The organism is Kribbella sp. NBC_01245, from assembly GCF_036226525.1.
Lineage (GTDB): Bacteria > Actinomycetota > Actinomycetes > Propionibacteriales > Kribbellaceae > Kribbella.
Window position 1 is genome coordinate 4995408 of record NZ_CP108487.1, and the last position, 25449, is coordinate 5020856.

The 25449-nt window shown below is 67.0% G+C and carries 29 protein-coding genes; 16 read left to right on the plus strand and 13 right to left on the minus strand.

Annotated features, from left to right (window positions below; genetic code table 11):
- Positions 1-121 precede the first annotated feature (121 nt).
- Positions 122-1396 (plus strand): carbohydrate-binding protein, encoded by a 1275-nt coding sequence (locus OG394_RS22500; RefSeq protein ID WP_328988999.1) that lies wholly within the window; start codon positions 122-124, stop codon positions 1394-1396.
- A 10-nt stretch (positions 1397-1406) separates the two neighbouring features.
- On the opposite strand, the gene OG394_RS22505 is transcribed toward OG394_RS22500, so the two are convergent.
- The 3 genes from OG394_RS22505 to OG394_RS22515 form a co-directional block, all read right to left on the minus strand.
- Entirely contained in the window at positions 1407-1970 is a 564-nt protein-coding gene (locus OG394_RS22505; RefSeq protein ID WP_328989000.1) for a dihydrofolate reductase family protein, read from the minus strand.
- Positions 1971-2073: 103 nt separating this feature from the next.
- Positions 2074-2733, minus strand: a complete 660-nt coding sequence (locus OG394_RS22510; protein ID WP_328989001.1) for a histidine phosphatase family protein — start codon at positions 2731-2733, stop codon at positions 2074-2076.
- Between the two features lie 39 nt (positions 2734-2772).
- Complete coding sequence (locus OG394_RS22515; protein ID WP_328989002.1) at positions 2773-3207, minus strand: VOC family protein; 435 nt, start codon at positions 3205-3207, stop codon at positions 2773-2775.
- 95 nt (positions 3208-3302) lie between these two features.
- Here OG394_RS22515 and OG394_RS22520 point away from each other — a divergent pair, with 95 nt between their 5' ends.
- The 4 genes from OG394_RS22520 (at position 3303) to OG394_RS22535 (ending at position 5893) form a co-directional block, all read left to right on the plus strand.
- Positions 3303-3842, plus strand: coding sequence for a DinB family protein (locus OG394_RS22520; RefSeq protein ID WP_328989003.1), 540 nt, complete (start codon positions 3303-3305; stop codon positions 3840-3842).
- Positions 3843-4005: 163 nt separating this feature from the next.
- The gene (locus OG394_RS22525) at positions 4006-4548 is read left to right on the plus strand and encodes a hypothetical protein (protein WP_328989004.1); all 543 of its coding nucleotides are present in this window, start codon (positions 4006-4008) and stop codon (positions 4546-4548) included.
- Between the two features lie 218 nt (positions 4549-4766).
- Entirely contained in the window at positions 4767-5078 is a 312-nt protein-coding gene (locus tag OG394_RS22530) for a hypothetical protein (protein WP_328989005.1), read from the plus strand.
- 92 nt (positions 5079-5170) lie between these two features.
- Positions 5171-5893 carry a nucleotidyltransferase domain-containing protein gene (locus OG394_RS22535; protein WP_328989006.1) on the plus strand — a complete coding sequence of 241 codons (723 nt, stop codon included), beginning with the start codon at positions 5171-5173 and terminating at the stop codon, positions 5891-5893.
- A gap of 96 nt (positions 5894-5989) precedes the next feature.
- Here OG394_RS22535 and OG394_RS22540 read toward each other — a convergent pair whose 3' ends face one another.
- Positions 5990-8434 (minus strand): VIT domain-containing protein, encoded by a 2445-nt coding sequence (locus OG394_RS22540; protein WP_328989007.1) that lies wholly within the window; start codon positions 8432-8434, stop codon positions 5990-5992.
- Positions 8431-9216 (minus strand): helix-turn-helix domain-containing protein, encoded by a 786-nt coding sequence (locus OG394_RS22545; RefSeq protein WP_328989008.1) that lies wholly within the window; start codon positions 9214-9216, stop codon positions 8431-8433. Before OG394_RS22545 ends, OG394_RS22540 begins: the two co-directional genes overlap by 4 nt.
- A gap of 447 nt (positions 9217-9663) precedes the next feature.
- On the opposite strand from OG394_RS22545, the gene OG394_RS22550 reads away from it, so the two are divergent.
- Together OG394_RS22550 and OG394_RS22555 are read left to right on the plus strand one after the other, a co-directional pair.
- Positions 9664-10512 carry a carbon-nitrogen hydrolase family protein gene (locus OG394_RS22550; RefSeq protein WP_328989009.1) on the plus strand — a complete coding sequence of 283 codons (849 nt, stop codon included), beginning with the start codon at positions 9664-9666 and terminating at the stop codon, positions 10510-10512.
- A gap of 76 nt (positions 10513-10588) precedes the next feature.
- Complete coding sequence (locus OG394_RS22555; RefSeq protein ID WP_328989010.1) at positions 10589-11170, plus strand: DinB family protein; 582 nt, start codon at positions 10589-10591, stop codon at positions 11168-11170.
- 43 nt (positions 11171-11213) lie between these two features.
- Here OG394_RS22555 and OG394_RS22560 read toward each other — a convergent pair whose 3' ends face one another.
- From OG394_RS22560 to OG394_RS22570, 3 genes are all read right to left on the minus strand, one after another.
- Entirely contained in the window at positions 11214-12035 is an 822-nt protein-coding gene (locus OG394_RS22560) for a hypothetical protein (protein ID WP_328989011.1), read from the minus strand.
- A complete protein-coding gene (locus OG394_RS22565; protein ID WP_328989012.1) occupies positions 12032-12391 on the minus strand; it encodes an HNH endonuclease in 360 nt (119 codons plus the stop codon). Before OG394_RS22565 ends, OG394_RS22560 begins: the two co-directional genes overlap by 4 nt.
- Positions 12392-12459: 68 nt before the next feature.
- Positions 12460-13116, minus strand: coding sequence for a TetR/AcrR family transcriptional regulator (locus tag OG394_RS22570; RefSeq protein WP_328989013.1), 657 nt, complete (start codon positions 13114-13116; stop codon positions 12460-12462).
- A gap of 43 nt (positions 13117-13159) precedes the next feature.
- Here OG394_RS22570 and OG394_RS22575 point away from each other — a divergent pair, with 43 nt between their 5' ends.
- Positions 13160-13582: a nuclear transport factor 2 family protein gene (locus OG394_RS22575; protein ID WP_328989014.1), complete on the plus strand. Its 423-nt coding sequence runs from the start codon at positions 13160-13162 to the stop codon at positions 13580-13582.
- The gene (locus OG394_RS22580; RefSeq protein WP_328989015.1) at positions 13579-14448 is read left to right on the plus strand and encodes an SDR family oxidoreductase; all 870 of its coding nucleotides are present in this window, start codon (positions 13579-13581) and stop codon (positions 14446-14448) included. The genes OG394_RS22575 and OG394_RS22580 overlap by 4 nt, the downstream gene beginning before the upstream one ends.
- Before the next feature lie 7 nt (positions 14449-14455).
- On the opposite strand, the gene OG394_RS22585 is transcribed toward OG394_RS22580, so the two are convergent.
- Positions 14456-15019 (minus strand): methylated-DNA--[protein]-cysteine S-methyltransferase, encoded by a 564-nt coding sequence (locus OG394_RS22585; RefSeq protein WP_328989016.1) that lies wholly within the window; start codon positions 15017-15019, stop codon positions 14456-14458.
- 64 nt (positions 15020-15083) lie between these two features.
- On the opposite strand from OG394_RS22585, the gene OG394_RS22590 reads away from it, so the two are divergent.
- From OG394_RS22590 to OG394_RS22600, 3 genes are all read left to right on the plus strand, one after another.
- Complete coding sequence (locus tag OG394_RS22590) at positions 15084-16274, plus strand: NAD(P)/FAD-dependent oxidoreductase (protein ID WP_328989017.1); 1191 nt, start codon at positions 15084-15086, stop codon at positions 16272-16274.
- 150 nt (positions 16275-16424) lie between these two features.
- Entirely contained in the window at positions 16425-16796 is a 372-nt protein-coding gene (locus OG394_RS22595) for a DUF952 domain-containing protein (protein WP_328989018.1), read from the plus strand.
- On the plus strand, positions 16786-17181 hold the full coding sequence (locus OG394_RS22600) for an NUDIX hydrolase (protein WP_328989019.1): 396 nt from the start codon (positions 16786-16788) through the stop codon (positions 17179-17181). Before OG394_RS22595 ends, OG394_RS22600 begins: the two co-directional genes overlap by 11 nt.
- Positions 17182-17307: 126 nt before the next feature.
- Here the strand turns inward: OG394_RS22600 and OG394_RS22605 are convergent, their stop codons facing one another.
- Positions 17308-18207 (minus strand): dihydrodipicolinate synthase family protein, encoded by a 900-nt coding sequence (locus OG394_RS22605; RefSeq protein WP_328989020.1) that lies wholly within the window; start codon positions 18205-18207, stop codon positions 17308-17310.
- 70 nt (positions 18208-18277) lie between these two features.
- Between OG394_RS22605 and OG394_RS22610 the strand changes: the two genes are divergently transcribed.
- Positions 18278-19171: a LysR family transcriptional regulator gene (locus OG394_RS22610; RefSeq protein WP_328989021.1), complete on the plus strand. Its 894-nt coding sequence runs from the start codon at positions 18278-18280 to the stop codon at positions 19169-19171.
- Positions 19172-19330: 159 nt separating this feature from the next.
- On the opposite strand, the gene OG394_RS22615 is transcribed toward OG394_RS22610, so the two are convergent.
- The gene (locus OG394_RS22615; RefSeq protein ID WP_328989022.1) at positions 19331-20761 is read right to left on the minus strand and encodes a DHA2 family efflux MFS transporter permease subunit; all 1431 of its coding nucleotides are present in this window, start codon (positions 20759-20761) and stop codon (positions 19331-19333) included.
- Positions 20762-20852: 91 nt separating this feature from the next.
- Here OG394_RS22615 and OG394_RS22620 point away from each other — a divergent pair, with 91 nt between their 5' ends.
- Both OG394_RS22620 and OG394_RS22625 read left to right on the plus strand, forming a co-directional pair.
- Complete coding sequence (locus OG394_RS22620; protein WP_328989023.1) at positions 20853-21536, plus strand: TetR/AcrR family transcriptional regulator; 684 nt, start codon at positions 20853-20855, stop codon at positions 21534-21536.
- 72 nt (positions 21537-21608) lie between these two features.
- Positions 21609-22607 carry an NAD-dependent epimerase/dehydratase family protein gene (locus tag OG394_RS22625; RefSeq protein ID WP_328989024.1) on the plus strand — a complete coding sequence of 333 codons (999 nt, stop codon included), beginning with the start codon at positions 21609-21611 and terminating at the stop codon, positions 22605-22607.
- Positions 22608-22882: 275 nt separating this feature from the next.
- Here the strand turns inward: OG394_RS22625 and OG394_RS22630 are convergent, their stop codons facing one another.
- Entirely contained in the window at positions 22883-23404 is a 522-nt protein-coding gene (locus tag OG394_RS22630; protein ID WP_328989025.1) for a PadR family transcriptional regulator, read from the minus strand.
- 40 nt (positions 23405-23444) lie between these two features.
- On the opposite strand from OG394_RS22630, the gene OG394_RS22635 reads away from it, so the two are divergent.
- Positions 23445-24836 carry a carotenoid oxygenase family protein gene (locus OG394_RS22635; RefSeq protein ID WP_328989026.1) on the plus strand — a complete coding sequence of 464 codons (1392 nt, stop codon included), beginning with the start codon at positions 23445-23447 and terminating at the stop codon, positions 24834-24836.
- Between the two features lie 3 nt (positions 24837-24839).
- Here OG394_RS22635 and OG394_RS22640 read toward each other — a convergent pair whose 3' ends face one another.
- Positions 24840-25439 (minus strand): TetR/AcrR family transcriptional regulator, encoded by a 600-nt coding sequence (locus OG394_RS22640; RefSeq protein ID WP_328989027.1) that lies wholly within the window; start codon positions 25437-25439, stop codon positions 24840-24842.
- Positions 25440-25449: the final 10 nt, after the last annotated feature.

The window sequence follows — 25449 nt, forward strand, 5'->3', positions numbered from 1 at the left end:
GGCAAGGCCAGCAGACGGCTGATGTCCTGAGGCGGGTTTCCGACATTGTCGTGGCGGCTCGAGGGACCAACCCCTATCGTGAATAAACGAAAGGTCCTTGCGTATTGCGATGGGAGTGGCCATGAACCGACGGGTCGGCATTGTGCTCGCGAGCGCCGTCGCAATCGGGCTGCTCCTCACATCGGCCGGGCTGGTGGCACAGGCCGACCAGTCGTCGGTACAAGTGGCGTGTACCGCTCCCGCGTGGGCCGAAGGGGTCAGCTACGCCGTCGGCGCCAAGGTGACGTACCAGAACCGGTTGTACGAGGCCCGGTCCGCGCACACCGCGCACCCCGGCTCCGGCTGGAACCCGATCGCGGCCCCCTCGCTGTGGCTCGACCTCGGCGCTTGCGACAGCACGCCACCCACGACTCCACCGACCACGCCACCACCTGGGACGGTGACCTGTCCGGTGAAGTCCCGGCCGGCCGGCAAAGTGCTGGTCGGCTACTGGGAGAACTGGGACGGCGCCTCCAACGGTGTGCATCCGCCGTTCGGCTGGACCCCGATCACCGACTCGCGGATCGGGCAGCACGGCTACAACGTGATCAATGCGGCGTTCCCGGTGATCCTCTCCGATGGCACGGTGCGCTGGGAGGACGGCATGGACGCGACCGTGAAGGTCGCCACCCCGGCCGAGATGTGTCAGGCGAAGGCAGCGGGCCAGACCATCCTGATGTCGATCGGCGGCGCCACTGCCGGCATCGACCTCAGCTCGTCCGCCGTGGCGGACCGGTTCGTGGCGACCGTGGTGCCGATCCTCAAGCAGTACAACTTCGACGGTATCGATATCGACATCGAAACCGGCCTCGTCGGCAGCGGCAACATCAATCAGCTGTCCGCCTCACAGGCCAACCTGATCCGGATCATCGACGGTGTCCTCGCCCAGATGCCGTCGAACTTCGGCCTGACCATGGCGCCCGAAACCGCCTACGTCACCGGTGGCAGCGTCGTCTACGGCTCGATCTGGGGTGCCTACCTCCCCATCATCAAGAAGTACGCCGACAACGGCCGGCTGTGGTGGCTGAACATGCAGTACTACAACGGCAGCATGTACGGGTGTTCCGGCGACTCGTACTCCGCGGGCACAGTGCAGGGCTTCGTCGCCCAGACCACGTGTCTCAACAGCGGTCTGGTCATCCAGGGCGTCACGATCCGCGTCCCGTACGACAAGCAGGTTCCCGGTCTCCCAGCCCAATCCGGCGCTGGCGGCGGCTACATGTCGCCATCCCTCGTCGCCCAGTCGTGGAACAGCTTCAACGGAGCTCTCAAGGGCCTGATGACCTGGTCCATCAACTGGGACGGCTCGAAGAACTGGACCTTCGGCGACAACGTCAAGTCGCTCCAGGGTCGCTGACCGCGACTTGTCAGACCTCGTAGCGTAGGAGGACTACGCCGTTGTCGAATGGGGTGGCCTCGAGCAGCTTCAAGTTCCGTTGATCCTCGAAGAGGTGCGTTCCTTTGCCGCGGGACGACGGGCAGACCAGCATCCGGACTTCGTCGATGGCGCCGGCGTCCAGCAGGGAGCGCATGAGCGTCAAGCTCCCCCATAGCCAGAGGTCCTTGCCGCTCTGCTCCTTGAGCTCCCGGATGGTGGCGACCGGGTCGCGCGTCACGGTCGCGGCCGGGAAATCGCCCCACGGCGCGTCATCCAGCTTCGACGAGGCGACGAACTTGGTGAGGTTGTTGAGCTTCTTGCCGTACTCGCCCTGCCCCTCGGCGTACGGCCAGTAGTCCTTGGACTGGTTGTAGGTGTTGGCGCCGAGAATCAGCGTGTCGACCGAGTCGATGAAGCCCATCAGATTGTTCTGGAAGGGGTTGTCAGTGACTTCGTCGTCGAACGGTTCCCCCGACACGAAGCTGAGGCCACCGTCCTCCTCCGCGGCGATGTTGTCGACGGTGACCCACTGCTGAACTATGAGTTTTCGCATGGCTGTCCTTCCTGGCGATGGTGCGGCCACGCCGGCCGCATCTGCCTCTGAGACGCAGCCGCCACGCCTGTCTCGACATCCCGGCTACAGCTTGTCGGGAAATTCATCGCAGGTTGTCCGGTTCGATCGGCTCTCCAAGACCCTGCAGGTGCTGGGTCTCGTTCAGAGACACGACCTGATGGCTGAAGTGGGTGTCGTTGCGACGGAGTGTGGTGATACTGCCAGAAGTCAGGGGAAAGAAGCCCCGGTCTGTCGACATCATCGGCATGCCGATCCAGGCTGCAATCAGATAGCTCGATGCGGACCCGTGAGACACCACTATCTGGTTCGCGACTGGTCGACGGAGGATGTCATCGAGGGCCGGGTACAGGCGTTCGACCAAGGCCAGCCGGGTCTCCGCGCCGGCTGGTCCGTCGTGGTGGCCGAGGCGATCGCCGTACTCCGGAAGCGGGATGCGGCGCTCGGCGAGCCACGCTTGGGGACGCCCGTCAGCCTCACCGTTGGACCTCTCGCGAAGCCGCGCATCAGTCTGAACCTCGACGGAGAACCTCCGGGCAATTCGCTCTGCCGCTTGGCTGGCTCGACGCAGATCAGAGGAGTAGACCTCGACCGGCTGGAGTCCGATCCTGCTCGCCAGGGCCTCGGCGATGCGTTCGGCCTGCAGGCGACCACGGGCGGTCAGCTCTGAGTCGTGCCAGCCGCCAACGAGGCCGTCAACGTGATGCTGCGCCTCGGGATGCGTGACGAGGTAGATGTATCTCATTACCCTCCTTCGACCCACCCGACGGAAGGAGGTGGTCGCTCAGTCGAGACAGAATTCGTTGCCCTCAACGTCCTGCATTACGAGGCACGACTCGTTGATCCCATCGGCACGCAGAAGTCGCACGCGCACCGCGCCGAGCGGGAGCAGTCGTGCACATTCGGCCTCAAGTGCGGCCAGGCGCTCTTCGCCCGCGAGCCCGGTTCCGACCCGCACGTCAAGGTGCACCCGATTCTTGACGACCTTGCCTTCAGGAACACGCTGGAAGAACAATCGCGGACCCACGCCTGTGGGATCTATGCACGCAAACGCCGAACCCTGCTGCTCAGGCGGCAGCGAGCGATCGAAATCGTCCCACGTCGCAAACCCCTCCGGTGGTGGCGGTACGACGTATCCCAACACCTCGCACCAGAAACGAGCGACGCGCTCAGGATCTGCGCAGTCGAAGGTGACTTGGAACTGCTTGACCGACGCCATCGGTCTACCGTACAGGCGGACCTTTCGTCGTCTCCACAGATTCACGCCTGCCGCACCCCCGGTCGGGCTGAGGCGGCGGCTATAGGGTCTTGGACATGACTGGCTTGGATGAGCAAGGGCGGCCGGAACCTCCGCTTGCGGCGGGCGAGGTCGAGACGCTGGTGGGCTTCTTGGAGTATCAGCGCGCGACGTTCGCCTGGAAGTGTTCTGGGCTGGACGTGGCTGGGCTGACAGCGAGCGTGGGCGTCTCGACGATGACGTTGGGCGGGATGCTCAAGCACTTGGCCTATTACGAGGACCACTGGTTCTCCCATCGCATGCGGGGGAACGAGCGCCAGGCGGTTTGGAAAGACGACTACTGGGACGGCGATCCCGACTGGGAGTGGAACTCGGCCGCCCAGGATTCTCCCGAGGAACTGCACGTCCTCTGGGAGAGCGCGGTATCCCGCTCTCGCGAGCTGCTCTCCGAGACCTTGGCGGACGGTGGCTTGGACCAGCCGGCGCGACGCGGCTTTGTGGACGGTCGTGTGCCCAGCGTGCGGTGGATCGTGGTGCACATGATCGAGGAGTACGCCCGGCACAACGGGCACGCCGACCTCATCCGGGAGTCGGTGGACGGCCTCGTCGGGGAGTGACGGGACGGGCTGTTGGGCACAACCGCCGACTCCATAGATCGGCCCGCTGCCCGGGCCTCCGACGCGTGCGAAGTTCCTTGTGCACTGGCGCTTCCTCCCGGGAGCGGCCCGTGTCAGGCTCGCCGTATAGCCGGTCAGGCCATAACGAGGGAGGGGACGTCTCATGGGGGAATCAGCGACGCGACGTCGTATTACTCGCGGCGATGCCACCGCGGTTTTCGAGGCATTCGGTAACGGGGGAAGGACCGTTCTGCAACACTCTCAAGTTGCGCAAGCCGCACCTGCCGATGAGGTCGGCAGTCGTGGGTCGATCCGCCCGTTCTCTGGATCGCCATGGGACGGTGCGGCCTTCTGCGCCGACGACTGGCACGTGATTCTCATCGCCGACATCGAGGGAGGCGACAATTCCTTCAGCCGCCAGGACGCGGAAGACATCATGCAAGGGCTCACCATCAGTTTCAGCCTCGACGGCAATCCGCTGGAGACGACCCGCACGGCGATCCGGCGGTTCCTGGACCCCCGTGCCTTCGGCCTTGACGCTGCCTACTACTTCCAGCAGGGAAGAATCATGGCGCCTGCGGACCTGAGCGTCGGGCAGCACCAACTGGAAGTAGACGTCAGCGATTCAACGGGTCAGCAAACCTTTCACGACGCCATCACCTTCACCATCGACGCGTCCGGCACCGGAGCCTGCACCGCCACGTGATCCCCGACCACGCCTGCTGTGGCACGCTCGTGGCACGACGAACGTCTGATCGTCGTTCTGGGTGTTGTGCGCAAGGAGGGACTCGGATGCCCTGGAACCCACGGCACCCTGAACCGCCTTTGCCGCCTCGGCTCGCTGTGTATGCGAACCGCGTCGCAGAGATCTTGTGGGACAGGCGGCCGGTTGGCTTCCTGCTGGTTCAGCCGGAGCCTTGGGCGATGCAGGTCGGCGGCGCGCTGTGGTGGCGGCGCTGGTCGGAATCCCGCTGGACTGCGCATCTGTGGCTCACGTTCCCTGACCTCGATCCGAACGGCGAGGAACCCAGAATGGCCTGGTCCGAAAGGGTCTCTGACTTCAGCGCGACTGACACGATCGTTTCACCGGAGGATCTCGGGGCTGAGCTGGACGACTGGGATGCCAATCGGTTCAGGTTGGTTGGTGAGCAACTGGTCTTGCGATGGCTGGACGCCGACGAATCCGCACGGGTGGCTTTGGCCGAATGGGGTGACGAGTGGCCGGCCGCGACATAGGCAGCCGGACGCCCTGACTGCGGGCGAACGACCCAACCTGCCAATACCCGTCGCGGCAGCGAGGGCCGCTTGGCGGGCTAAGGTCGATTGGGATGAGTAGCAAGAGCAGTGGACCGCCGGCTCCCCGCCTCGCCGGGATCCGGGCCCGCTGGCTGAGTGCCGCGACCGCCGCTCTCCATGACGATCCGTTGGTGGTCGGCGCCGCCCTGGTTGGCTCGCTCGGCACCGGTCGCGCCGACGACTGGAGCGACGTCGATCTCCTCATCGTCGTGGAGGACGCGCACCTCAACGACTACGCGATCCCCGGCCGCCTTCCCAACGGTCCCGGTCGGCCGGCCTTCGCCATTGACGCCCGCCACAACGGCCCTCGCGGCACCAGAGCGGTCAGCGCTCAGTACGTCGTGGAGGGGCTTCCGCTGTGGGTCGACTGGCACATTCACCCGGTGTCCCTGGCGAGCTGGCCTTCCGACAGCAACGTCATCTTCGACCGGCGCGACATCAGCCGGATCTCGGTCACCTTCTCCGAATACGTCAACAGCGGCCAGCACGAGTCGGCCACCCCGAAGAGCGCAGACGACCAACAGGCCATGCGGCTGGCGCTCGTCCCGATCGCGGGAAAGCAGCTCGCCCGCCGCTCACCAGAGACGGCCCGGACGATCGAGTTCCTCGGTGGTACCTATGCGCAGGACGGCGATTGGAAAGACCACCTCGCCGCCCTGCGTCAACTGCTCGACCGATTCGCGACACTCGGGCTCACAGACAGCCACTCGGCCGGGCAGGCGTACATCGAGTTCCTGGAGAAAACCCTGCGCTGACCGCAATCCGCCGGACTCGGCGCGCACGACCGCTGTACGAACGCCGACGGTTCGCCAGGCCCCGAGACATCTCCCGGGGGCCTGGCGCACGTGGGGCTAGTGCGTGCGTTTCCAGAAGGTGGGGCGAGTTGGTACGTCGGTCGGTGGCGTGCCGATGAAGGTGTCGAGGACGTTGATGGTGCGCTGCCAGAGGGCATCCAGGTCCGCGTCGGATGGTGGGGTCGGGCCTTCGCAGGCGGCCAGGGCGGTGACGAGTTCCCGCAGCGGTGCGAGGACGGCGTCGTCGACCGAGGACGCGACATGGTGGACCAATGCGTCGAGACGGGTGGCCAGGTCGGCCAGGATCGCAAGGCGTTGCGCCCTCGTCGGCGTACCAGCTGATCGAAGCAGGCGTGCTTCGCCGGCGAGCTGTACTCGGGCCTCGGCCAGCAGGTCACGTTCGAAGTCAGCATGCCGCGCCGGCGCCTTCCCGAACGCCCCGCCCGCGAACCCGCGACTCGCGCGCGCCCGGTGGACCGCGCCGGCCGACAATTGTGCGCCTCCGCTGAGCGGCATCGCGACCGCCATCGCGCCGGGCATCGACGGGGCCATCGGCGCGCTCATCGGGGTGGGCGCCAGGCCGACGAACTGGTCGGCGTCCCAGCCCGAGGGCAGTTCGACCGGCTGGATCACGCGATGGGCCGGTCCGCCTTCCGCGACGACTCTCGAGTCGACCGCCACTAGCGCGGTGAAGCGGCAAAGCACCTTGTGCCGCAGCGATACGGCGACGATCTGACGCTCCAACTCACGCGGGTTCTCCGCCTCGGCGGCGTACCGGTCCTCGAGGTCGCGCAGGTGTCCTCGCGCCCACACCGGCGCGAGAACACCGCTCGCTGAGGAGACGGCGGGCACAGTCATCTGCCACGGCTCGCCAGCCGCGGTCGTGCCCTGGAGGCGCATCGCTGCGTCAGGTGCCGAGCTGCTGTAGCGGCCGCGGATCACCAGCGGTACGCCGACGAAAGCGTCCGGCATTCGCGCTGGACTGATCGTGCCGTCGACCAGTTTCAGCCCATCGGCGGACAGCGTCAGGTTGGTCAGCAGCGGCGTGCCGATCCGGCGATGGATCCGGTCGAGGCCCTCGTCGAGGCGGTCCTCGCTCTCCACCAGTTCGCAGCGGCCGCCGCCGACCGCGGCCAGGCGACCGAGGAAGCCGGCGTTGACCGCCCGGTCGATGCCGACGGTGTGCACCCGTACGCCGACGAGCGCGCCGGTGAGCTCCGACAGGATCTGGTCCTCGTTACCGACCTGCCCGTCGGTCACCAGCACCAGCACCCGTTCACGCTCACGTTCGGCGTCGGGTTCGGCGGCGGGCTTTGCGGCCAGCAACGTGGTGGCCTCGCGGAGCGGTGCGAGCATCTCGGTGCCGCCCCGGGCGGTCACGCCGGCGAGGTGCTCGACCGCGCGGAATCGATTGCGGTCCGTACCGTCCACCAAACCGGCCGGCAGGTCCTTGGGATGCTCGACGACGCTGTCGAAAGTCAGTACGGCGAACCGGTCGGCGTCAGTCAGCGTGTCGATGATCCGCGCCGCCGCACGTCGAGCCGCGACCATCTTCCAGCCACCCATGCTGCCGGATCGGTCGAGGACGAGTACGACATCGCGCCCTCGTGACGCCGTGGCCTCCACCGGCGGCAGCACGGTCAGCTCGAACGTGCCTTGCCCAGCATCCGAATCGTCGGGCTCGACCGTCAATGCGCTCGCAGTCGCCTCCTTCTCGCCGTACGCCAGTCGGAGCACGAAGTCACGATCCACTCGCTCGCCAGGCTCGATGGCCACGCTGGTCACCCGCCCTTCGACCGAACTGCTGATCGCGTGCAGGCTGGACCGGATGCCGTGCAGGTTCAGTCCGCCCGGATCCACGTCGGCCCGGATTGCCAACCGGATCGGGTTCGGGAATCCGGGCAACAGGATCGGCGGCGTGATCCGGGACGCGTCCGGCACGGCGTCGGTGTCGAGCGCGACGCCATCACCGACACCTCGGCCGGGCAGCAGTTCGCCCGGGATGTAGCGGGGCGCAACCACCAGCGGCAGCCGGTACGTCGCCTCGCCGTCTTCGTACGGGAGTGGGCCGACCAGGGTCAGCCGTATCGTCACTCGCTCACCTGGCAGGAGGTTGCCGACCCGGAGGGTGAACACATCCGGCCGCTCCTCTTCGGCGATCGAGGCCCGCTGCCCGGCCGCCAGCGCCGCGTCGTACGTCGCCCGGGCCTCGGCGCGTTCTCGCAGGTCGGCCTCGACCGTACGGCCGTCGGCCTCCATCCGCAGCCCGGTGACCGCCGCCCGGGCCGGCAGCGGGAAGACGTACGTCGCCTCGAGCGGGACGTCGTGCGGATTGCGGAAGTCCTCGGTCAGCACGGTCCGCGCGACCAGGCCGGTGATCGTTGCGGCCGCGTCGATCCGCTCCAGCGGGAGGTTCCCGCGCTCCGTGCGCAGAGTCCCGAGCCCGCCTTCGTCCGTCGGGTGCCGCAACTCGTCGGGCTGCATGGTGGTGATCGCGGTCATGTCGTGTCTCCAGATTCTCGCTGAGCGGTCGACCGCCCCGACGTCCCGTGGCTTGGCACCGAGCTGCGGCTCGGCCCGGCTGATGACGTGGGTGACTGACCGTCTGAATGGGTGAGGAGTTGACGCGCAAGCTCGGCGAGCAGGGGTGCGGCGGCGGCGCGGAGTGCCGACAGCTGCTCAGCCGTGAGGTGGGTGGGCGGTACGTCTGTGGTGTCGAGCACGACCGTGACGCCGTCCGACAATCGGATCGCCGTCACGAGCGCGGTCCCGTCTGCGTCGGCCACGGTCGGCCGGTCTGTCCAGAACCGCGCCCGCTCCGGCGCGAGTTCCGCCGCCTGCGCCCGCAGGGGTTGCGCTGCCGACTCCAACTCCGGCTCCCGCTCCCGCTCCCGCGCAGGTGCCGGCGCAGTTGCCGGCCTCGGCGTCGGCGTCGGCAATCCGGCCGCTGCTGAAGGCGCTGTCGGCAACGCGGCGATCGTGCTCAGGGTCCGATCAGTGGCGCCGGCTAGCTCGGCCTGGATCTCGGCCAAGGCGCGCCCCTGGGACTGGAGCCGCTTGATCGCGACCAGTTGCAGGAGGTGTCTGCGGCCGTACAGCGCGGTGCGGCCGCGCATCTCGGCGGGGCGATCGACCAGTCCGATGGTCGAGTACCAGCGGATCGCCCGCCGGTCCGGAACCGCGCGCACCCGGCCATTGACCTGGCCCGGGTAGTCGACGGCCAGCGCCGTCCCGACCAGCTCGGTCAGCTGGTCGAGCGTCCACAACTCCTCAGTCCCTGCCATTCCCCCATGCTGACACTGTCATATAACACTGTCAACATCGCAAAGACCGACTCTTCCTCCTCAAATCAACGTCACGAGTGACGCACTCGGGCTGAGGCGGACGGGTGCGCAGAGAGTGCGTGCAGCCGATCAGGGGTGGTCGTGGCGGTGATTGACGAGGCGGGTGGGGGCGGGGAAAGATGTGGGTCGGCGCGGCCCGCGCCTCACCTTCGTTGACCGGCCCCAGCCTGGTCTTGTTGAGAAGGCAAAGGGATTTCAGATCTCGGGCCGCTCGTCCTGGTCAACTGCCTCGGGCGGGATCGCTGGGGGATCGCGTGCGAGTGCGTGGAAGGCCAGATGACAGCGCACAGGAACTTCAAGCGACGGGTTCGTGCCCGCGCCGCCAAGACGGGCGAGTCCTACACGGCTGCCCTCCGGCACTTCCGTCCGACTCCATCAGGAGAAGACATGCCGGAAAACACCCAGACCACCCTGCGGATCGCCGTCGCCCAGTCGACGGTTCGCGAGGATCCCACCGACGCCGACGGGCTGCGTGCGAGCGCGGCGGAGGTCCGCCGGTTCATGAAGGACGCGGCCAAGGCGGGCGCCCGCCTGGTTCATTTCACCGAGGGCGCCATCTGCTTCCCGAGCAAGTACGTGATGTCCGAACTCGGCCCGGACGAGGTCGGCCCGTCCGACTGGACCAAGGCCGACTGGGCGGTGCTCCAGGAGGAGCTCGACCGGATCGCCGTACTGGCGGGTGAGCTCGGGATCTGGACGGTGATTCCGTCGGTGCACCAACTGCCCACCCCGACGCGACCGCACAACAGCATTTACGTCGTCTCCGACCAGGGCAAGGTGGTCAACCGGTACGACGAGCGCATGCTGTCGACCACCAAGATCACCTGGATGTACACCCCGGGCGCGGAGCCGGTGACGTTCGAGGTCGACGGCTACCGGCTCGGTCTCGCGCTGGGGCTGGACGTGATGTTCCCGGAGGTGTTCACGGAGTACGACCTGCTCGACGTCGACGCCGTACTGGTGTCGTACTCGACCAGTGGCTCGGCCGGGAATGAGACCGTGCCGGCCCAGGCCCGCGGAGCCGCCGTGGCGAACACCTACTGGGTCAGCCTGGCCGTGCCGGCCAACCCCGTGGCCGATGCCTTGTCGGCGCTGATCGACCCGCTTGGCAGGCAGGTCGCCGAGGGCCCGGCAGACGCCACGCCTGCGATCGCGGTCACCGACCTGCACCGTTTGGACCGGAGCCAGATCGGCCGCGACTTCCGCCGCCGGACCCGCGCTCGCATCAACTCCTGAGTGACGGTGTGAGGGGCACTCCGGTGCCCCTCACACCACAGTTCAAGACCGCCCGGCACATGGCAGGGTTGCGGCCATGATCGCTGACGTCGCGAAAGACTTCCTGCACAACGAGCTGCGAGACCTTCGGAAGGCGATGGTTTGGAAGCTCGAAGGGCTCAAGGAGTACGACATCCGCCGCCCCTTGACCGTGACCGGAACCAACCTTCTCGGGCTGGTCAAGCACGTGTCGCTTTGGGAGTCCAGGTACTTCGGCGAGGTCTTCGATCGGCCGTTCCCCGAACCTCTGCCCCGGTGGGACGACGCCACGCAACGCGGCGCCGACATGTGGGCGACCGAGCACGAAACGCGTGAGGAGATCATCGACCGCTACCGTCGCGTGTGGGCGCACTCGGACGCGACGATCACCGCGCTCGCCATCGACTCATCCGGCCACGTGCCCTGGTGGCGAAACCCCGAGGTGAAGTTGTTCAACATCATGGTCCACATGCTCGGCGAGACCAGCCGGCACGCAGGGCACGCCGACATCCTGCGCGAGCAGCTCGACGGTTCGATCGGAACGATCGCCGCACGCGCGAAGTCGCAACCCGATGCGGCGTTCTGGGAGACCCAGCGCGCTCAGATCGAGCGAGCCGCCAAAGCAGCAGCCAACGCTTAGCCGATCCCGAGAATCACCGGCTAATGGAGAAGGACGGATGCGCCTAGCTTCTGCCTATTTTCTGCGGAGTGGGGCATTTCGGAATGATCGGCGGATTGAATAGGCGGTCCGCGAGCGTGGGTGACTCTGATTGATTTCGGCAGTATTGTCTATCCGTCACCGAAGAGGCAGGCAATCTGATCACCGCGTGATCACCCGGCGAGAAGACGACGAGGTCCGATCCATCGCTTGCCAACGTGTAGATCACCGTCTCGGTGGCGCCGCCCACTTTCGCGGTCTCGGGCGCAATCCACGTGCCGGCCACGAGAGCGCCCACGGAGGTCAGGGTCAAGAATGCCAACGGGATCGCGAACATCAGGACCAGGTCGCCTATGCTCCGTCGCATCCAACCGAAGATGAATGCTCCTACTGGAGTAGCGACTCCAACAATTACGGTAACGAAAATGTCAGAGAGAGATAACGCCACCGGCAGAATGAACGGCACTCCGGCGATCGTAAGCAGGAGGGCAACCCCTTGGCGGCGAGGTCTTTCCGATAGTCGATAGGCCCCGATATAGATGGCGGCCAGACCACCGATGTAGGACAGGAACGGGAACAACTGCATGATGATCGCCTGAATGACCACGGTGAGCGACGTATTGATTAGCAGCGCCGCCGCGACGTCAGGGTCGAAGCGAGCAACAACAAGCACCCGGCCGGCAAATAGAATGGTCGAGAACAGTGCCCCAAAGGCTGTGAGCGAGGTAATGCTGCGCGCGATACGAGCAATCGAGATTGGCTTGTCGTCGGGCAGCACGCTCGGACGCGCGGCGCGCCGTCGCATACTTCTAGCTGCTGCCGCCCCCATGCCCGCCGTCCTCTTCATGGGTTCTCCCAACCCCGTACCGCGAGGCCCGCTTGGATCTTGAAGTGGCGTTCAAGGAAGGCGCGCTCGTCAAGTCGCTTCCGCCTGAGCCAGTTGGTGACTTCGCTGTTGCACTTGCTGGCATTGCAGGAGTCGCAGGCCGGGGCGATGTTGTCCAGCGTGTAGCGCCCGCCACGAGAGATAGGCAGTACGCAATCCCGCTGCAGCGGCTTGTCCGCAGCGCCGCAGTACGCACAGCCGGCCCAAGCCGCCTTGAGTGCGGTCCACTGCTCGTCGGTGAGGTCGTGCTCGACGCGAAGCATTCGACGCTTACGCCGTCGGGCTGCCGTGGCCTTGCGGCTCCGATTGACCGCCATCGCCGCAGCGTAACAGCGCAAGGCCGCCCACAATCGAGACACGCAACCGGTGGCGCCAACCCGGTGTTCTAGGTGGTTCGGGGGCGCAAGAGGCCGGTGACCGTGCCGTAGATGTAGTCGGCCCAGCGCTCGAGCGACCAGCCGCGCCGGACCACCAATAGCTCGAACATCTCAGGAGAAGTGGCCGACCACATCAGGTCGGCGGCGGCCTCCACCTCAACACCAGCGCGCAGGTGGCCGGCCTGCTCCAGATACCGCGCGTTCTCGATCATTCGGACGTGCCTGTCCTCGTCCATCTCACGGAGCAGGTCGCTCAAACCGGAGTCCACCAGCGCCGCATCCCGAACCAGCAGATAGATCGGGTTGACGCTGGGGCCGACCTCCATCGCGAGGCGCGACCATCCGTAGGCCACCTCGTACGGATCTGGATTCGTACGCAGACGGTCGGAGCGCTGATAGGCGGGGACTGCTCCACGGCCCAGGAGGCCCTGCCGGTACAACGCCTCCACCAACCCGGTCTTGCCACCGAAGGTCTTGTACACCGATTCGGGCGAGACGCCTGCGTCCGACGCGATCGCCGCGACCGTCGTACTCGCGAATCCTGAACGCAGGAAGAGTTCCCGGGCACTCTCGAGCATCTTCGCCCGGCGAGCCAGCGCGGCGTCCCGCCGGCGCGAGGAGTCGTACGGGCGCTGAGCCTTGACAGGTCCGGACAGGCGGATCACACTCCAAATTAGATACAGTCGACTGTATCAAAAGGAGGGCACCATGGCCGCCGAGCAGCTCCAGACCTTCGCTCATCGCGTCTCCGCAGCGGCGAACTCGCACGACATCGACAAAGTGGTCGAGTGCTTCACCGAGGACTACGTCAACGAGAGCCCGGTTCACCCGGCGCGTAGTTTCCGCGGCCGCGAGCAAGTGCGGCGGAATTGGACTCAGATCTTCGCGACCGTTCCCGACATCACCACGAAGGTCCTCCGGAGCCACCAGGACGGCGAGCTCGTCTGGTCGGAGTGGGAGATGCGAGGTACGCGACTCGACGGCGTCGAGCACCTGATGCGCGGCGTCATGCTGTTCACCGTCGAAGGTGACCGCGCCCGCGCCGTGCGTTTCTACCTCGAGCCGGTCGATCAGGCTGACCTGGATGCCGATCAGGCCGTCCAGCAATTACTCACCGAGCCGCGGCCATGATCCTGATAGCGGGCGGCACCGGACGCCTCGGAAGTCAGCTCGCCAACGCCCTTTGCCGCCGCGATTTCAGGGTGCGGGTGATGAGCCGCGGCTTGAGCCCTCACGCCGACCGGCTGGATGAGAAGGTCGAGGTCGTCCACGGGGATATCCGCGATCCGGCCGATCTCGTCACGGCGATGGACGGGGTCGAGCTAGTGGTATCGGCGGTGCAGGGATTCGCCGGCCCGGGTGACGTCAGCCCGGAGAGCGTTGATCGGGATGGCAACATCAACCTCATTGAAGCGGCGGAAAAGCAGGGCGCCGCGTTCGTTCTGGTCTCGGTCCTCGGCGCTGCGACGGACAGCCGCATGGAACTGTTCCGCATGAAGTACGCCGCCGAGCAGCGCCTGCGAGCCGGGTCGTGCCAATGGACGATCGTTCGACCGGAAGCGTCTGCCGAGACCTGGGCGAACATCATCGAGCAAACGGCTGGGAAGTCCGGTAGACCGCTGGTGTTCGGACGCGGTGACGCCCCGATCTCCTGGGTGAGCGTCCAGGACGTGGCCGCGCTGGTCGAGCGGGCGGTGCTCGACGAGTCGCTGCGAAACCGCGTCCTGGAGATCTCGGGACCGGAGCCCGCCACGTTGATGGAACTGGCGAAGATGGTGATGGTCCGCCAGGGATGGACTGGTAGTCCCCGCCGGGTGCCACGGCCGATGCTGCACGTCATGGCGAACACCGTCGGGCGTCTTCGTCCCGAAATGGACCGGCAAGCACGTGCCTCGCTCGCGATGGACAACATGCCGACTCACCGAAGCGACGTACTGCGGGCCGAGTTCCCCGACTTGCCATGCACGCCGGTGTCGGCGGTGATCGCCCAGCTGTAAGGAGCTACTAGAAGAGGCGGGCGGCCTTGACCTCGCTAGGTTCCTCCAGCTCCAGGAGGAACTGCTTCCGCTTCAGACCGCCCGCGTACCCGGTCAGCGATCCGTTCCTCCCGATCACCCGGTGGCACGGAACGATGATCGACAACGGGTTCTGACCGACCGCCTTCCCGACTCGCTGGGCGAGCGCCCGATCCCCGAGCTGTTCCGCGATTTCGCCGTACGACGCCGTCCCGCCGTACGGGATCTGCTCGAGGATCGACCACACGCGGCGTTGAAACTCGTCGCCGCGCAGGACGGTCGGGAGGTCGAAGGTGGTCCGCTCACCGGTGAGGTACTCGTCCAGTTCGCGGACCGCCTCGGACAGCAGTGGGCCGGTGGCTTCGACCCGCTCGCCAAGGGTTTCCGGTGTCGGCTTCACCCAGTGGTGCGGGAAGTAGACGCCGACCAGGGCGTCGTGCGAGGCGACCAGGGTGAGGTCACCGATCCGGGTGCTGACGATCGCGTGCTGGTTGTTCATGGTGATGGAACGGATCCGCGCCCGGAGGTGTGAGGTCTGAGTGACCTGGGTCATGTGATGTCACGATGGCCGATCTCGCGGTGTCTTCATGGTGAACCCGAGGAAATAAGGAGACACCATGGCTGGGAAGACCGAGGTGGTTGTGATCGGCGGCGGCTATGCCGGCGTTATGACGGCCAACCGCCTGACGCAGCGGGATGACGTCACGGTGACGCTGATCAACCCGCGGCCGAGCTTTGTCGAGCGGATCCGGCTGCACCAGTTTGTGGGCGGGTCCGATGACGCGGTCGTTGACTACCCGGAAGTCCTGGCTGAGAAGGTCGGGCTGGTGGTCGACGCCGTGACGCGGATCAACGCTTCCGAGCGAAGCGTGACGTTGGCGACGGGGGGCACAGTCGGGTACGACTACCTGGTCTACGCGGTGGGCAGCGGGACCGCCGAGCTGCGGGTGCCGGGAGCGGCCGAGTTCGCATATCCGACTGCCAGCCTGGAGGAGGCGAAGCGGCTGAGGTCCGTCGTCAACGACGCACCCGCAACGGCCTCGGTGACGGTTGTCGGTGGCGGTCCGCTTGGCATCGAGACGGCCGCCGAGCTTGCGGAGTTGGGCCGCACTGTGACGCTGGTCTGCGGCGAGCAACTCGGCCCGTACCTCCACCCGCGGGGTCGACGCTCGGTGGCCAAGGTGTTGTCCTCGCTCGGTGTGACCGTGCTCGAAGGCCCGGGCGCGAAGGTGACGGCTGTGACGCGCGACGCCGTACGACTCAGCGACGGCCGCGAACTCCCAAGCACGGTGACGATCTGGACGGCCGGCTTCGGCGTTCCGGACCTGGCCGCCCGCAGCGGGTTGAGCACCGATGACATGGGTCGCCTGCTCACCGACGAGACGCTGACCAGCGTGGACGACGAGCGCATCGTCGCTACCGGGGATGCGGCTGCGCCTTCGGACCTGCCGTTGCGGATGAGCTGCCAGGCCGCGCTTCCGCTGGGCTCGCACGCCGCCGATACGGTGCTCAGCCGGATGGCCGGTGAACAACCAGCCGACTTCGGCAAGGGGATCGCCGCGATGTGCGTCAGTCTGGGTCGTCGGGCCGGCGTGTTCCAACTCGCCCACCGGAACGACGTCGCGATGAGGCTGCACCTGAGCGGCCGGCTTGGCGCGAAGCTCAAGGAGTCTGCTTGCAAGAGCCCCATCAAGCAGTTGGCGGACGAGGCACGCAAGCCCGGTTCGCACACCTGGCTGGTCAACGACGCCAAACGCCGGCAACTAGTGCAGGCCAAGCGCGTGCCCACCGCTGAACCGACGGCCTAGGGAATCGCGACGTGTGGACGGTGTTGCTGGCGGATCGGCCAACCTTGGCCAGTCGTACGTCGCCCGGGCGGCCATTGCGTCTTCACCTCGTCAGAGGTTGTCTCCAAAAGCCCTTGGATCGTGGGGGATGCGCTGCTGTATAACCGGTGCATGATCTATCACGTCGTGCCGCTTGGTGAGTGGAACGTCAATCCTGAGCTGCCGTACGCGCCCGCCTCCCTTGCGGAGGAAGGGTTCGTGCACTGTTCTGCGGACGAAGCGACGACGCTGGCCATCGTCAACGCGTTCTACCGCAGTACTTCCCGGCCGTTGCTGGCGTTGGTTCTCGACGAGAGCCGGCTTGTGGCGAGGTGTGAGTGGGAGGCGGCCGCTCCCGCTCCCCCGCCGGGAGTTGCCGAGGGCACCTTGTTCCCGCACGTGTTCGGCCCGATCAACCGCGACGCCGTCGAGCGCATCCTGCTCGTCCAGTGGGACGAGGAAGACCGGGCGACGGGACTGGAGGAGAACGCCGGTGTTCATTGACAAGGTGGCGTGGGTTTGTCTGCAGGGCGGGAAGATTCTCAGTTCGCGGTCGCGGGGCAAGGACGCGTATTACCTCCCCGGCGGGAAGCGGGAGCCGGGTGAGAGTGATGTCGAGACGCTGGTTCGGGAGATTCGCGAGGAGCTCGCCGTTGCCATCGTGCCTGACACCGCGAGCCACCTGGGGACGTTCCGGGCACAGGCGCACGGGCATGCCGACGGCGTGATCGTGCAGATGGCTTGTTATACCGCTGAGCATCGCGGGACACCTGTCGCCAGCAGTGAGATCGAGGAAGTCGTTTGGCTCGCATACGGCGACCGCGAGCGGGTGTCCCCCGTCGACCAGATCATCTTCGATCACCTGCACCAGGACGGCCGGCTTCGCTGAACCGGTCAGCGGCCGAGGAGGCGGGCGAAGAAGCCTTTCGAATCGGGATGGCCGGCGCACCACTCGGCAGGTGGGACGGAGAGTTTGACCTGGGCTACGTGCTGCCCGCAACCGGCCCAGGTCGTCTTACCGCATTGACGGCACTTCACTGCGCGACACATTCGCGACCCCCTCGTTGAGACCTTCAAAGTACTCGAGGGATTGAGGATCGGCCGAGACCAGGGGCAGGCGTACGTCTGCCGTCGGGATCAACCCGCGCGCGTGGAGCACGGCCTTGACGACCGTCGGGTTGGGCTCGGCGAACAACGCGGAAGACAAGGCAGCGAGGCGGTGTCCGAGCGCGCGAGCCCGAGGCACGTCGCCCGCATGCCAAAGGTCGATCAGTGAGACGAAGTCCGCGGTGTCGACATGCGCGGACGCCAGGATCGCGCCGTGCGCACCAAGGGCGAGCAGCGGCGAGATCACCACATCGTCACCACCAAGTACGGCGAAATCGTCAGGCAGCTCGGACATCAACGCGACAGTGTCATTGTCGATCCCACCAGCGGCGTACTTGAACGCCGCCACCCCCGGCAGCGAAGCCAACCGCCGCAAGGTCTCGAGCGTCAGACTCTGCCCCGTGCGATAAGGAATGTGGTAGATCACGAGGGGCACCGGGCTCACCGATGCCAAGTGGGTGAAGTAGGCCAGAACGCCCGCATCACCAGGGCGTACGAACGACGGCACTGGCACCTGCGCCGCGACCACCTCGGGCCAATCCGCCAAGGCCTCCAGCTCCGACGGCCTATCCGCACCGACGACGAGTTGCGCGTCACGCGTACGGCAGACCCCTGCCAGTACGTCGAACACGGCACGCTTTTCCGAATCGCTCAGCGCGGCGGGCTCAGCCGTCGTACCGAGGCAGACCAGGCCGGTGGCGCCCGCGTCGAGCATTTGGTGCGCCAGGGATTCCAGTGGGTCGAGGGCTACGCCGCCGTTGGAGTCGAACGGCGTGATCAGCGGGACGTACAAACCGGTGAGCGTCATTGGTCCAGCCTCGACGGTCAAACTGGCAAGGTCTAGTTCAGCTTTGTACGGCAATGCGTAAGCTGGGCTAATGCTCGACGTACGGCGACTCCGGCTGCTGCGGGATTTGGCGCAGCTCGGGACCATCGCGGCCGTGGCGAAGGCGCATACGTACACGCCGTCGGCCGTATCGCAGCAGTTGGCCGTGCTCGAACGCGAAGCCGGCGTACCGCTCCTCGAACGGACTGGCCGGCGGGTTGCCCTAACGGCAGCGGGCGTCGTTCTCGTTAGGCACGCCGAGACCGTGCTGGCCGCTCTCGAAGGCGCGAGTGCCGCCTTGGCCGAGGCGCGTGGCGAGTTGGCGGGCCCGTTACGGATCGGCGCGTATCCCACCGCCGTACGGACGTTGCTGCCGACGGCGCTCGTCGCCTTGGGCCGCGAACATCCCGGGCTCGAGCTGATGGTTTCCGAGCTCGATCCCGTTGCCGTCCCCGAGGCGTTGCGCGAGCGTCGGCTCGATGTCGCGCTCATCCACGACTACGACGTGATGCCGGTCGAGCCGGACCGGACGCTCGACGCCGTTCCCCTGCTGGACGAAACGGTCTTCTTGGCCACACCGTCTGCGGCCAAGGCAACCAAAGACCCGATCGCCGACGCCCGGGATGCCGCGTGGATCGTCGGCAGCCCGGGCACCGTCTGTCATGCCGTCACGCTGCAGCTCTGCCGGTCGGCCGGCTTCACCCCGCAGGTACGGCATCACGCCGACGACTTCGCGGCCGTACTCGCGCTGGTCGCCGCCGGCCAAGGCGTCTCGCTCGTCCCCCAACTCGCGACGGCCGAAGCCCCAGCCGGCGTACACCTCATCCCGCTAGCCGCCCGGCGCCGGACCCGCATCACCTACCGCCAAGGCGCCTCCAGCCACCCCGCGATCGCCGCCTTCACCACGGCGATCCGGGAGGCTACAAACCAATACCTGAAGGGCTAGTGGTCGGCGCCGGATGGTCGGCGAGTGGCTGCGGTGTCCAGGCGGGTGCATCGCAAGGCGGAGAAGGAGCCTCGATGCTTTTTATCGTGGCTTCTTCTCCAACGCCGCGAGGTGCCCGCCTGGGCGCCGCAGACGCCGACGAACATCCGGCGCCGACCACTAGGCGGCGAGAGCGGCTTCGGCGACGGTCTCGGCGTCGGGCGTGAGCTGCGGCGTGGCCAGGCTGACGAGGACGTTCAGGACGGCGAACGCGGCTGCGACCAAGAGACCACGGTGGAAGCCTTCGACCAGCGCCGCCTGCTGGGACATGCCCTGGGTCAACGCGTCGGTGGTGTGACTGATCGACAAGGTTGTCACCACGGCCAGACCGAGAGCGCCACCGACCTGGTAGACCGCGGTCACCACGCCCGAGGCGGCGCCGGCCTCATGACGCTCGACGTCCGAGACGGCTGCGATCTGAGCCGGTACGGCGACCGCGATGATGCCGAACCCGAAGAGGATGAACCCGGGCAGGAGCTCGACCGCGTAAGACCCATCGGCGCTTGCCTGCGAGAGCAATAGCAACCCGGCGAGACTGAGGACCGTGCCGGCGAGCTGGACCGTGCGAGTGCCAACGCGGTGCACGAGCTGCGAGGCCACGACCGCACCGAGCACGGCGGCACCACCCATCGGCAGGAAGTGGACGCCCGCGGCCAGCGCCGAATCGCCTCGCACCTGCTGCAGGTAGATCGCAGTCAGGAAGAACATCGACAGGAAGCTCGCGCCATTCAGGGCGAGCGCGCCACTCGACACACTCAGCGCTCGCGAGCGGAACAGACCCAACGGCACCAGCGGCGCCTTCGAACGGGCTTCGACCCGGACGAACGCGACCATCAGCACCACCCCGCCGATAAGGAATCCGGCCACCTCGAACGACGCCCAACCACTCGGCTCGGCGCGAACGACGCCGTACACGATGGCGAGGAGACCGGCCGTGCCGAGTACGGCGCCGGCGGTGTCGAAGGTGCGCGGGCCGTCCTGGCCGTGGCGGTGATCGGGCACGAAGACCGGGATCAACGCGATCAGCAGTACGACGATCGGCACGTTCACGAAGAACACCCAGGCCCAGCTGAGCGCGTCGACCAGCACTCCTCCGGCGACCACGCCGAGGGTGCCGCCGAGCCCGGCCAGACCACCCCAGACGCCCATCGCGATATTGCGATCCCGGCCGTGGTCGAACGTCACCATCAGCAAAGCGAGCGCGGCCGGTGAGAGTAGTGCGCCGCCGAGGCCTTGCACGGCTCGAGCGGCGATCAGGAATTCGGACGAGTTCGCCAGGCCCGCGACCAGCGAGCTGACGCCGAACAGCGCGAGACCCGCGATGAAGACCCGGCGCGATCCGAGCAGGTCGGCGGCCCGTCCACCGAGCAGGAGGAATCCGCCGAACAGCAGCGTGTAGGCGCTGATCACCCATTGCAGGGTCTCCGGCGTGAAACCCAGATCAGCCTGGATGTCGGGCAGCGCGACATTCACGATCGTCACGTCGAGCACCACGATGAACTGCGCCAGGGCGAGCACGGCCAGGGTCGCCCAGGGACTGCGTTGTCGCATGACTTACCTCATCTATCGGCTTGTGTACGGCGTACGTCTACGTTGTATACGTACGCCGTAGACGTTAGGTCTACGGTGTAAACTTGTCAACGTGGTGACCACCAGAGACCTGACGGCAAAAGATCCGACGACGACCCAGCGGCGGCTCGATCCGGCCCGGATCGTGGCGAGCGCGCTGGCGATCGCGGACGGCGAGGGCCTGCCCGCGGTGACCATCCGGCGCCTCGCGCAGGAGCACGAGGTCACGCCGATGGCGCTCTACCGGCACTTCAAGGACAAGGACGAGCTGCTCGGCGCCCTTGCGGATCGCCTGCTTTCCGACATCGACATGCCCGAGCCCTCCGAGGCGCCGTGGGACTGGCAGGTCCGCGAGGTGCTGGCCGCGGTCGTCGACGCACTGCGCCCCCATCCAGAGGTCGCGAATCTGACGCTGCCCCGGATCCTGCTCACCGAGCCCGGTCTCGAGCTGGCAGAACGGACCCTCGGCCTGCTGGTCCAGGGCGGGTTCACCCCGGACCAGGCCGGCGAGATCGGCCGCCAGTCCATCTGCTCGCTGATCACCCTCGTCACCACCGAGCCGGGCGGGGGCGTTGATCCCGAGGTCCGCGAGCAGCAGATCCGGAACAAGCGGGCCGCGATCGCGATGCTGCCGCCACAGCGCTACCCGAACGTTGTCGCCGCCGCGGACAGCCTCACCGGCTGCGAGGATCCCCAGGCGTACTACGAGATCGGCCTCGACCTCGTCGTCGCCGGCATCCGCGGCATGGTCAAGTAGTTGCTAGCAGCAACCTTCTGCCGGTAGCAGTACCACTTTGCCCGCAGCCCGGGACAAGGCAGGGTGGCGGGTATGAGACTGCTGATGCTGGGCGGTACGGCGTTCGTGGGCCGGGCTGTCGTCGATGACGCGCTGGCCCGCGGCTGGGACGTGACCGTTCTGAACCGGGGCACCACCAAACCGCCCGCCGGGGTCACCGCCTTGGTCGGCGACCGGACCACGCCCGAGGGCCTGGACACCCTCAAGACGGGCGAATGGGACATCGTCGTCGATGCCTGGTCGCAAGCCCCACGCGCGGTGGACGCGAGCGCCCGCCTGCTGGCCGATCGCGCCGGCTTCTATGCCTACGTCTCGACCAGAGGCGTGTACGAATGGCCACCGCCCGCCGGCGCCGATGAGGACTATCCACTGGTCGACGCCGATCCCACCGACGGCGACGTGGACTACGGCCGGGCGAAACGCGGCGCGGAGATCGCGGTCACCGCCGCATTCGGAGATCGGTCGTTGCTGGGGCGTGCCGGGTTGATCCTGGGCCCGTGGGAGAACGTCGACCGGCTGCCCTGGTGGTTGCGCCGGATCGCCAAAGGTGGACCGGTGCTCGCGCCAGGCCCGCACGAGCTCGCCTTGCAGTACATCGATGCGCGCGATCTCGCCGGCTGGACGCTGGACCAGGCCGAGCGCGGCAACGGCGGCGCGTACAACCTGGTGAGTCCGCCGGGATTCACGACGATGGGGCAACTACTCGAGACCTGCGTCGAGGTGACCGGCTCGGATGCCGACCTGCGCTGGACCGAGCCGGAGCGGATCCTTGCCGCGGGCATCGAAGGCTGGACCCAACTGCCGATCTGGGCCGAACCCGGCACGAGCTACGACGCCTTGCACCATGCGGATGTCTCGAAGGCCGTCGCGGCGGGCCTGGTCAACCGGCCGGTCGAAGACACCGTCCGCGATACCTGGACCTGGATGCAAGGGCCGGACGGGCAAATGGCCCGGACCGTACGGTCAGCGACCGGGCTCGATCCGGAGATCGAGGCAACGTTCCTGAAAGCCCAGCCCCAAGGACCGTCTTAACGTTCATTTGACCCCACGCGGTCGCCCGATATGGCACCGTAGTCGCACACGGCCCGTCCTCATCGAGCCCACCTCCCCCCGGGGCCCGAGGACGGGCCGTTCCCTGTCCAGGCGGCAGAATCCGGCGACTTCCGGACAGTGGTCGGCCCCGAACGCTGTTGCCTCAACGCCGGGGCCTGGGGAGGGCGACGCTCGAGCGGGCACCCTCTCGTGTGCGCCCAGTGCCCGCTCCCCGGCCTTTCATGCGCCTTGGTCGCAATAACCACGAAGGCTTTTCAGGCGGAAAGGTTGGCCAGCGCCCAGCGGGCCCAATCCAGCGTGGCGGTGTGCTGGCGCAGGCCGAACTCCGCCGCCAGCCGCCCGAACCACAGCCCTTCCTCCCCGCACCGAGCGTCCTGAGCGCGCACGACCTCGGTCAATTCGGCCAATTCCCGCTCAGCCTCGATTGCGGTCTGCTCCAGTAACACCCGCGCCTCGGCGGCCGGCAGCGTCGACAGCAGGAACATCCGCAGCACCTCTTCGTTGCGGACGTTCTTGTGCACCGGCGGATTCCGCAGCCACTCGCGCAACTCCTCCCGCCCCGGCTCGGTGATCGCATACGTACGCCGCCCGCGGGCGCCCTCGTCCACCACCGCGACCAGGCCGTCGTCCGCGAGCCGGGTGAGCTCCGGATAGATCTGGCTGTGCTTGGCATGCCAGGCGTAGCGCTGGAGCGTGTGCTCGAACCGGCGGGTCAGCTCGTAGCCGCTGCCGGGGGCATCGTCGAGCAGGCCGAGCAAGGCGAACCGAAGGGACATGGCAACAGGTTATTGCATTCATTGACATGTAGGAAATTACATGTCATCTTCGGAGCATCAACGCCAGATCTGGGGAGTGACGATGACGACCACAACAACGACCGGGGTATTCAGCGCGGCAGTGCTGGCACCTGTGCCCGACGAGACCGAGGCGTACGACCTGCCGATCGTCGGCGCCCTGCCGCCCGATCTCACCGGCCGCTACCTGCGCAACGGCCCGAACCCGCTGCCCGGCGAGAATCCCGCGCACTGGTTCGGGGGCCACGGCATGTTGCATGGCATCCGGCTGGCCGACGGCCGGGCGGAGTGGTACCGCAATCGCTGGATCCGCACCGACCCGTTCAAGGGCAAGGTGACCGATCGGCGTTCGCATCGCGCGACCACGGCGAACACGCACATCATCGAGCACGGCGGCTGCCTGCTGGCCCTGGGCGAGGGCGGATTCCCTTATCAGGTTGACCGCGAGCTGGACACGGTCGGCCCGCATGACTTCGGCGGAAAGTTGCGCACGGCAATGACCGCGCATCCCAAGCAGGACCCGGTGACGGGTGAGCTGCACTTCTTCGGGTACGGCGCCACGCCTCCGTATGCGACGTACCACCGTGCGGACGCGTCCGGTCAACTCGTGCACAGCGCCGAGATCGAGATCGCCGGCCCGACGATGATGCACGACTTCGCGGTCGCCGAGAACCACGTGATCTGGCTCGACCTGCCGGTCACGTTCGACCACACCCTGATCGACCGCGGCATGCCGTACGCCTGGAACGAGCAGTACGGCGCACGCCTCGGGTTGATGCCGAAGAACGGGACGGAGGTGCGCTGGTTCGAGGTGGACCCGTGTTACGTCTTCCACGTCGGCAACGCCTCGGAACTACCCGACGGCCGGATCACCCTGGACGTCGTACGGTATGGCCGCGCCGGGTGGGACCACATGTGGAGCAGCATCGGCGGTCAGGTTCGCAACGGGCATGAGGTGGTGCTTTCGGCAGGGCGCGTCGGCGGCGCGACGTTGCATCGGTGGACACTCGACCCAGCGACCGGGGTTGTCGCGGATCAGCCGTTGGATGATCTCGAGGTGGAGTTCCCGACGCTCAACGAGGAGCGGCTCGGGCGGGCGAATCGCTTCCTGTACACGGTTTCGCAGCCGCTGGGCGCGGTGGTGAAGTTCGATACGAACTCGGGCCAGACGTCGGTGGCCGAGCTCGGGCGGGACCGGATTCCGGGCGAGGCGGTCTTCGTCCCGGCCGCGGATGCGCGGAACGAGGATGACGGCTGGCTGCTCACGGTTGTGGGCGATGAGACCGGCAGCGCCTCCGAGTTGGTCGTGCTCGATGCGTCGGATCTGGACAGCGGTCGGGTCGCCACGGTGCAACTAGCGCGGCGCGTGCCCGCCGGATTCCACGGCTCCTGGATCCCCGACCCAGCCAGCTGAGATCTATGCAGCGGGTCCTCGGCCGGACAGCATCCGGATCATCGCCGGCAGGACGGCGACCGAGACGTCCGGGTCGATGGCCCGCTGCACGCCGAGTCCGACGCCGAGGCTGAGCACGGCGGTGGCGCAGTCGGTGGCGGACATCGGCAGCTCGATCCCGAACTGGTCGGCATGCCGGCCGAGCAGCACGGCCACGGCGTCGCGGATCTCGCCGTTCCGGGCGGCCAGCTCCTGCCGGATGTGCTCGTCCTGCCGGGCCCGCGTCGCGAACTCGACCTCGAACACGGTCCAGGCCACATCGCCGATGGTCGCGTCAGCCCAATCCTGGAAGGCGGCGAGCATCTCCTCCAGCGTGGTCGTACCGGCAAGAGCCGAGGCCATCCGCATCGCCTGGTCCGCGCGGATCGCGTCAACGACGGCCAGGCAGAGCTCGTCCTTGTTGCGGAAATTCGAGTAGACCGCGCCCTTGGAGAAACCCGCCTCGTCCGCGACCTTCTCCAGCGAGGTGGCCGCATAACCGTCCCGCAGGAACAGCGCCGTCGCCGTACCAACGAGCTTCTCGCGGGTCGCCGCCTGGCTCTCCGCCCTGGTCATCCTGGCCATGGCTAGAACT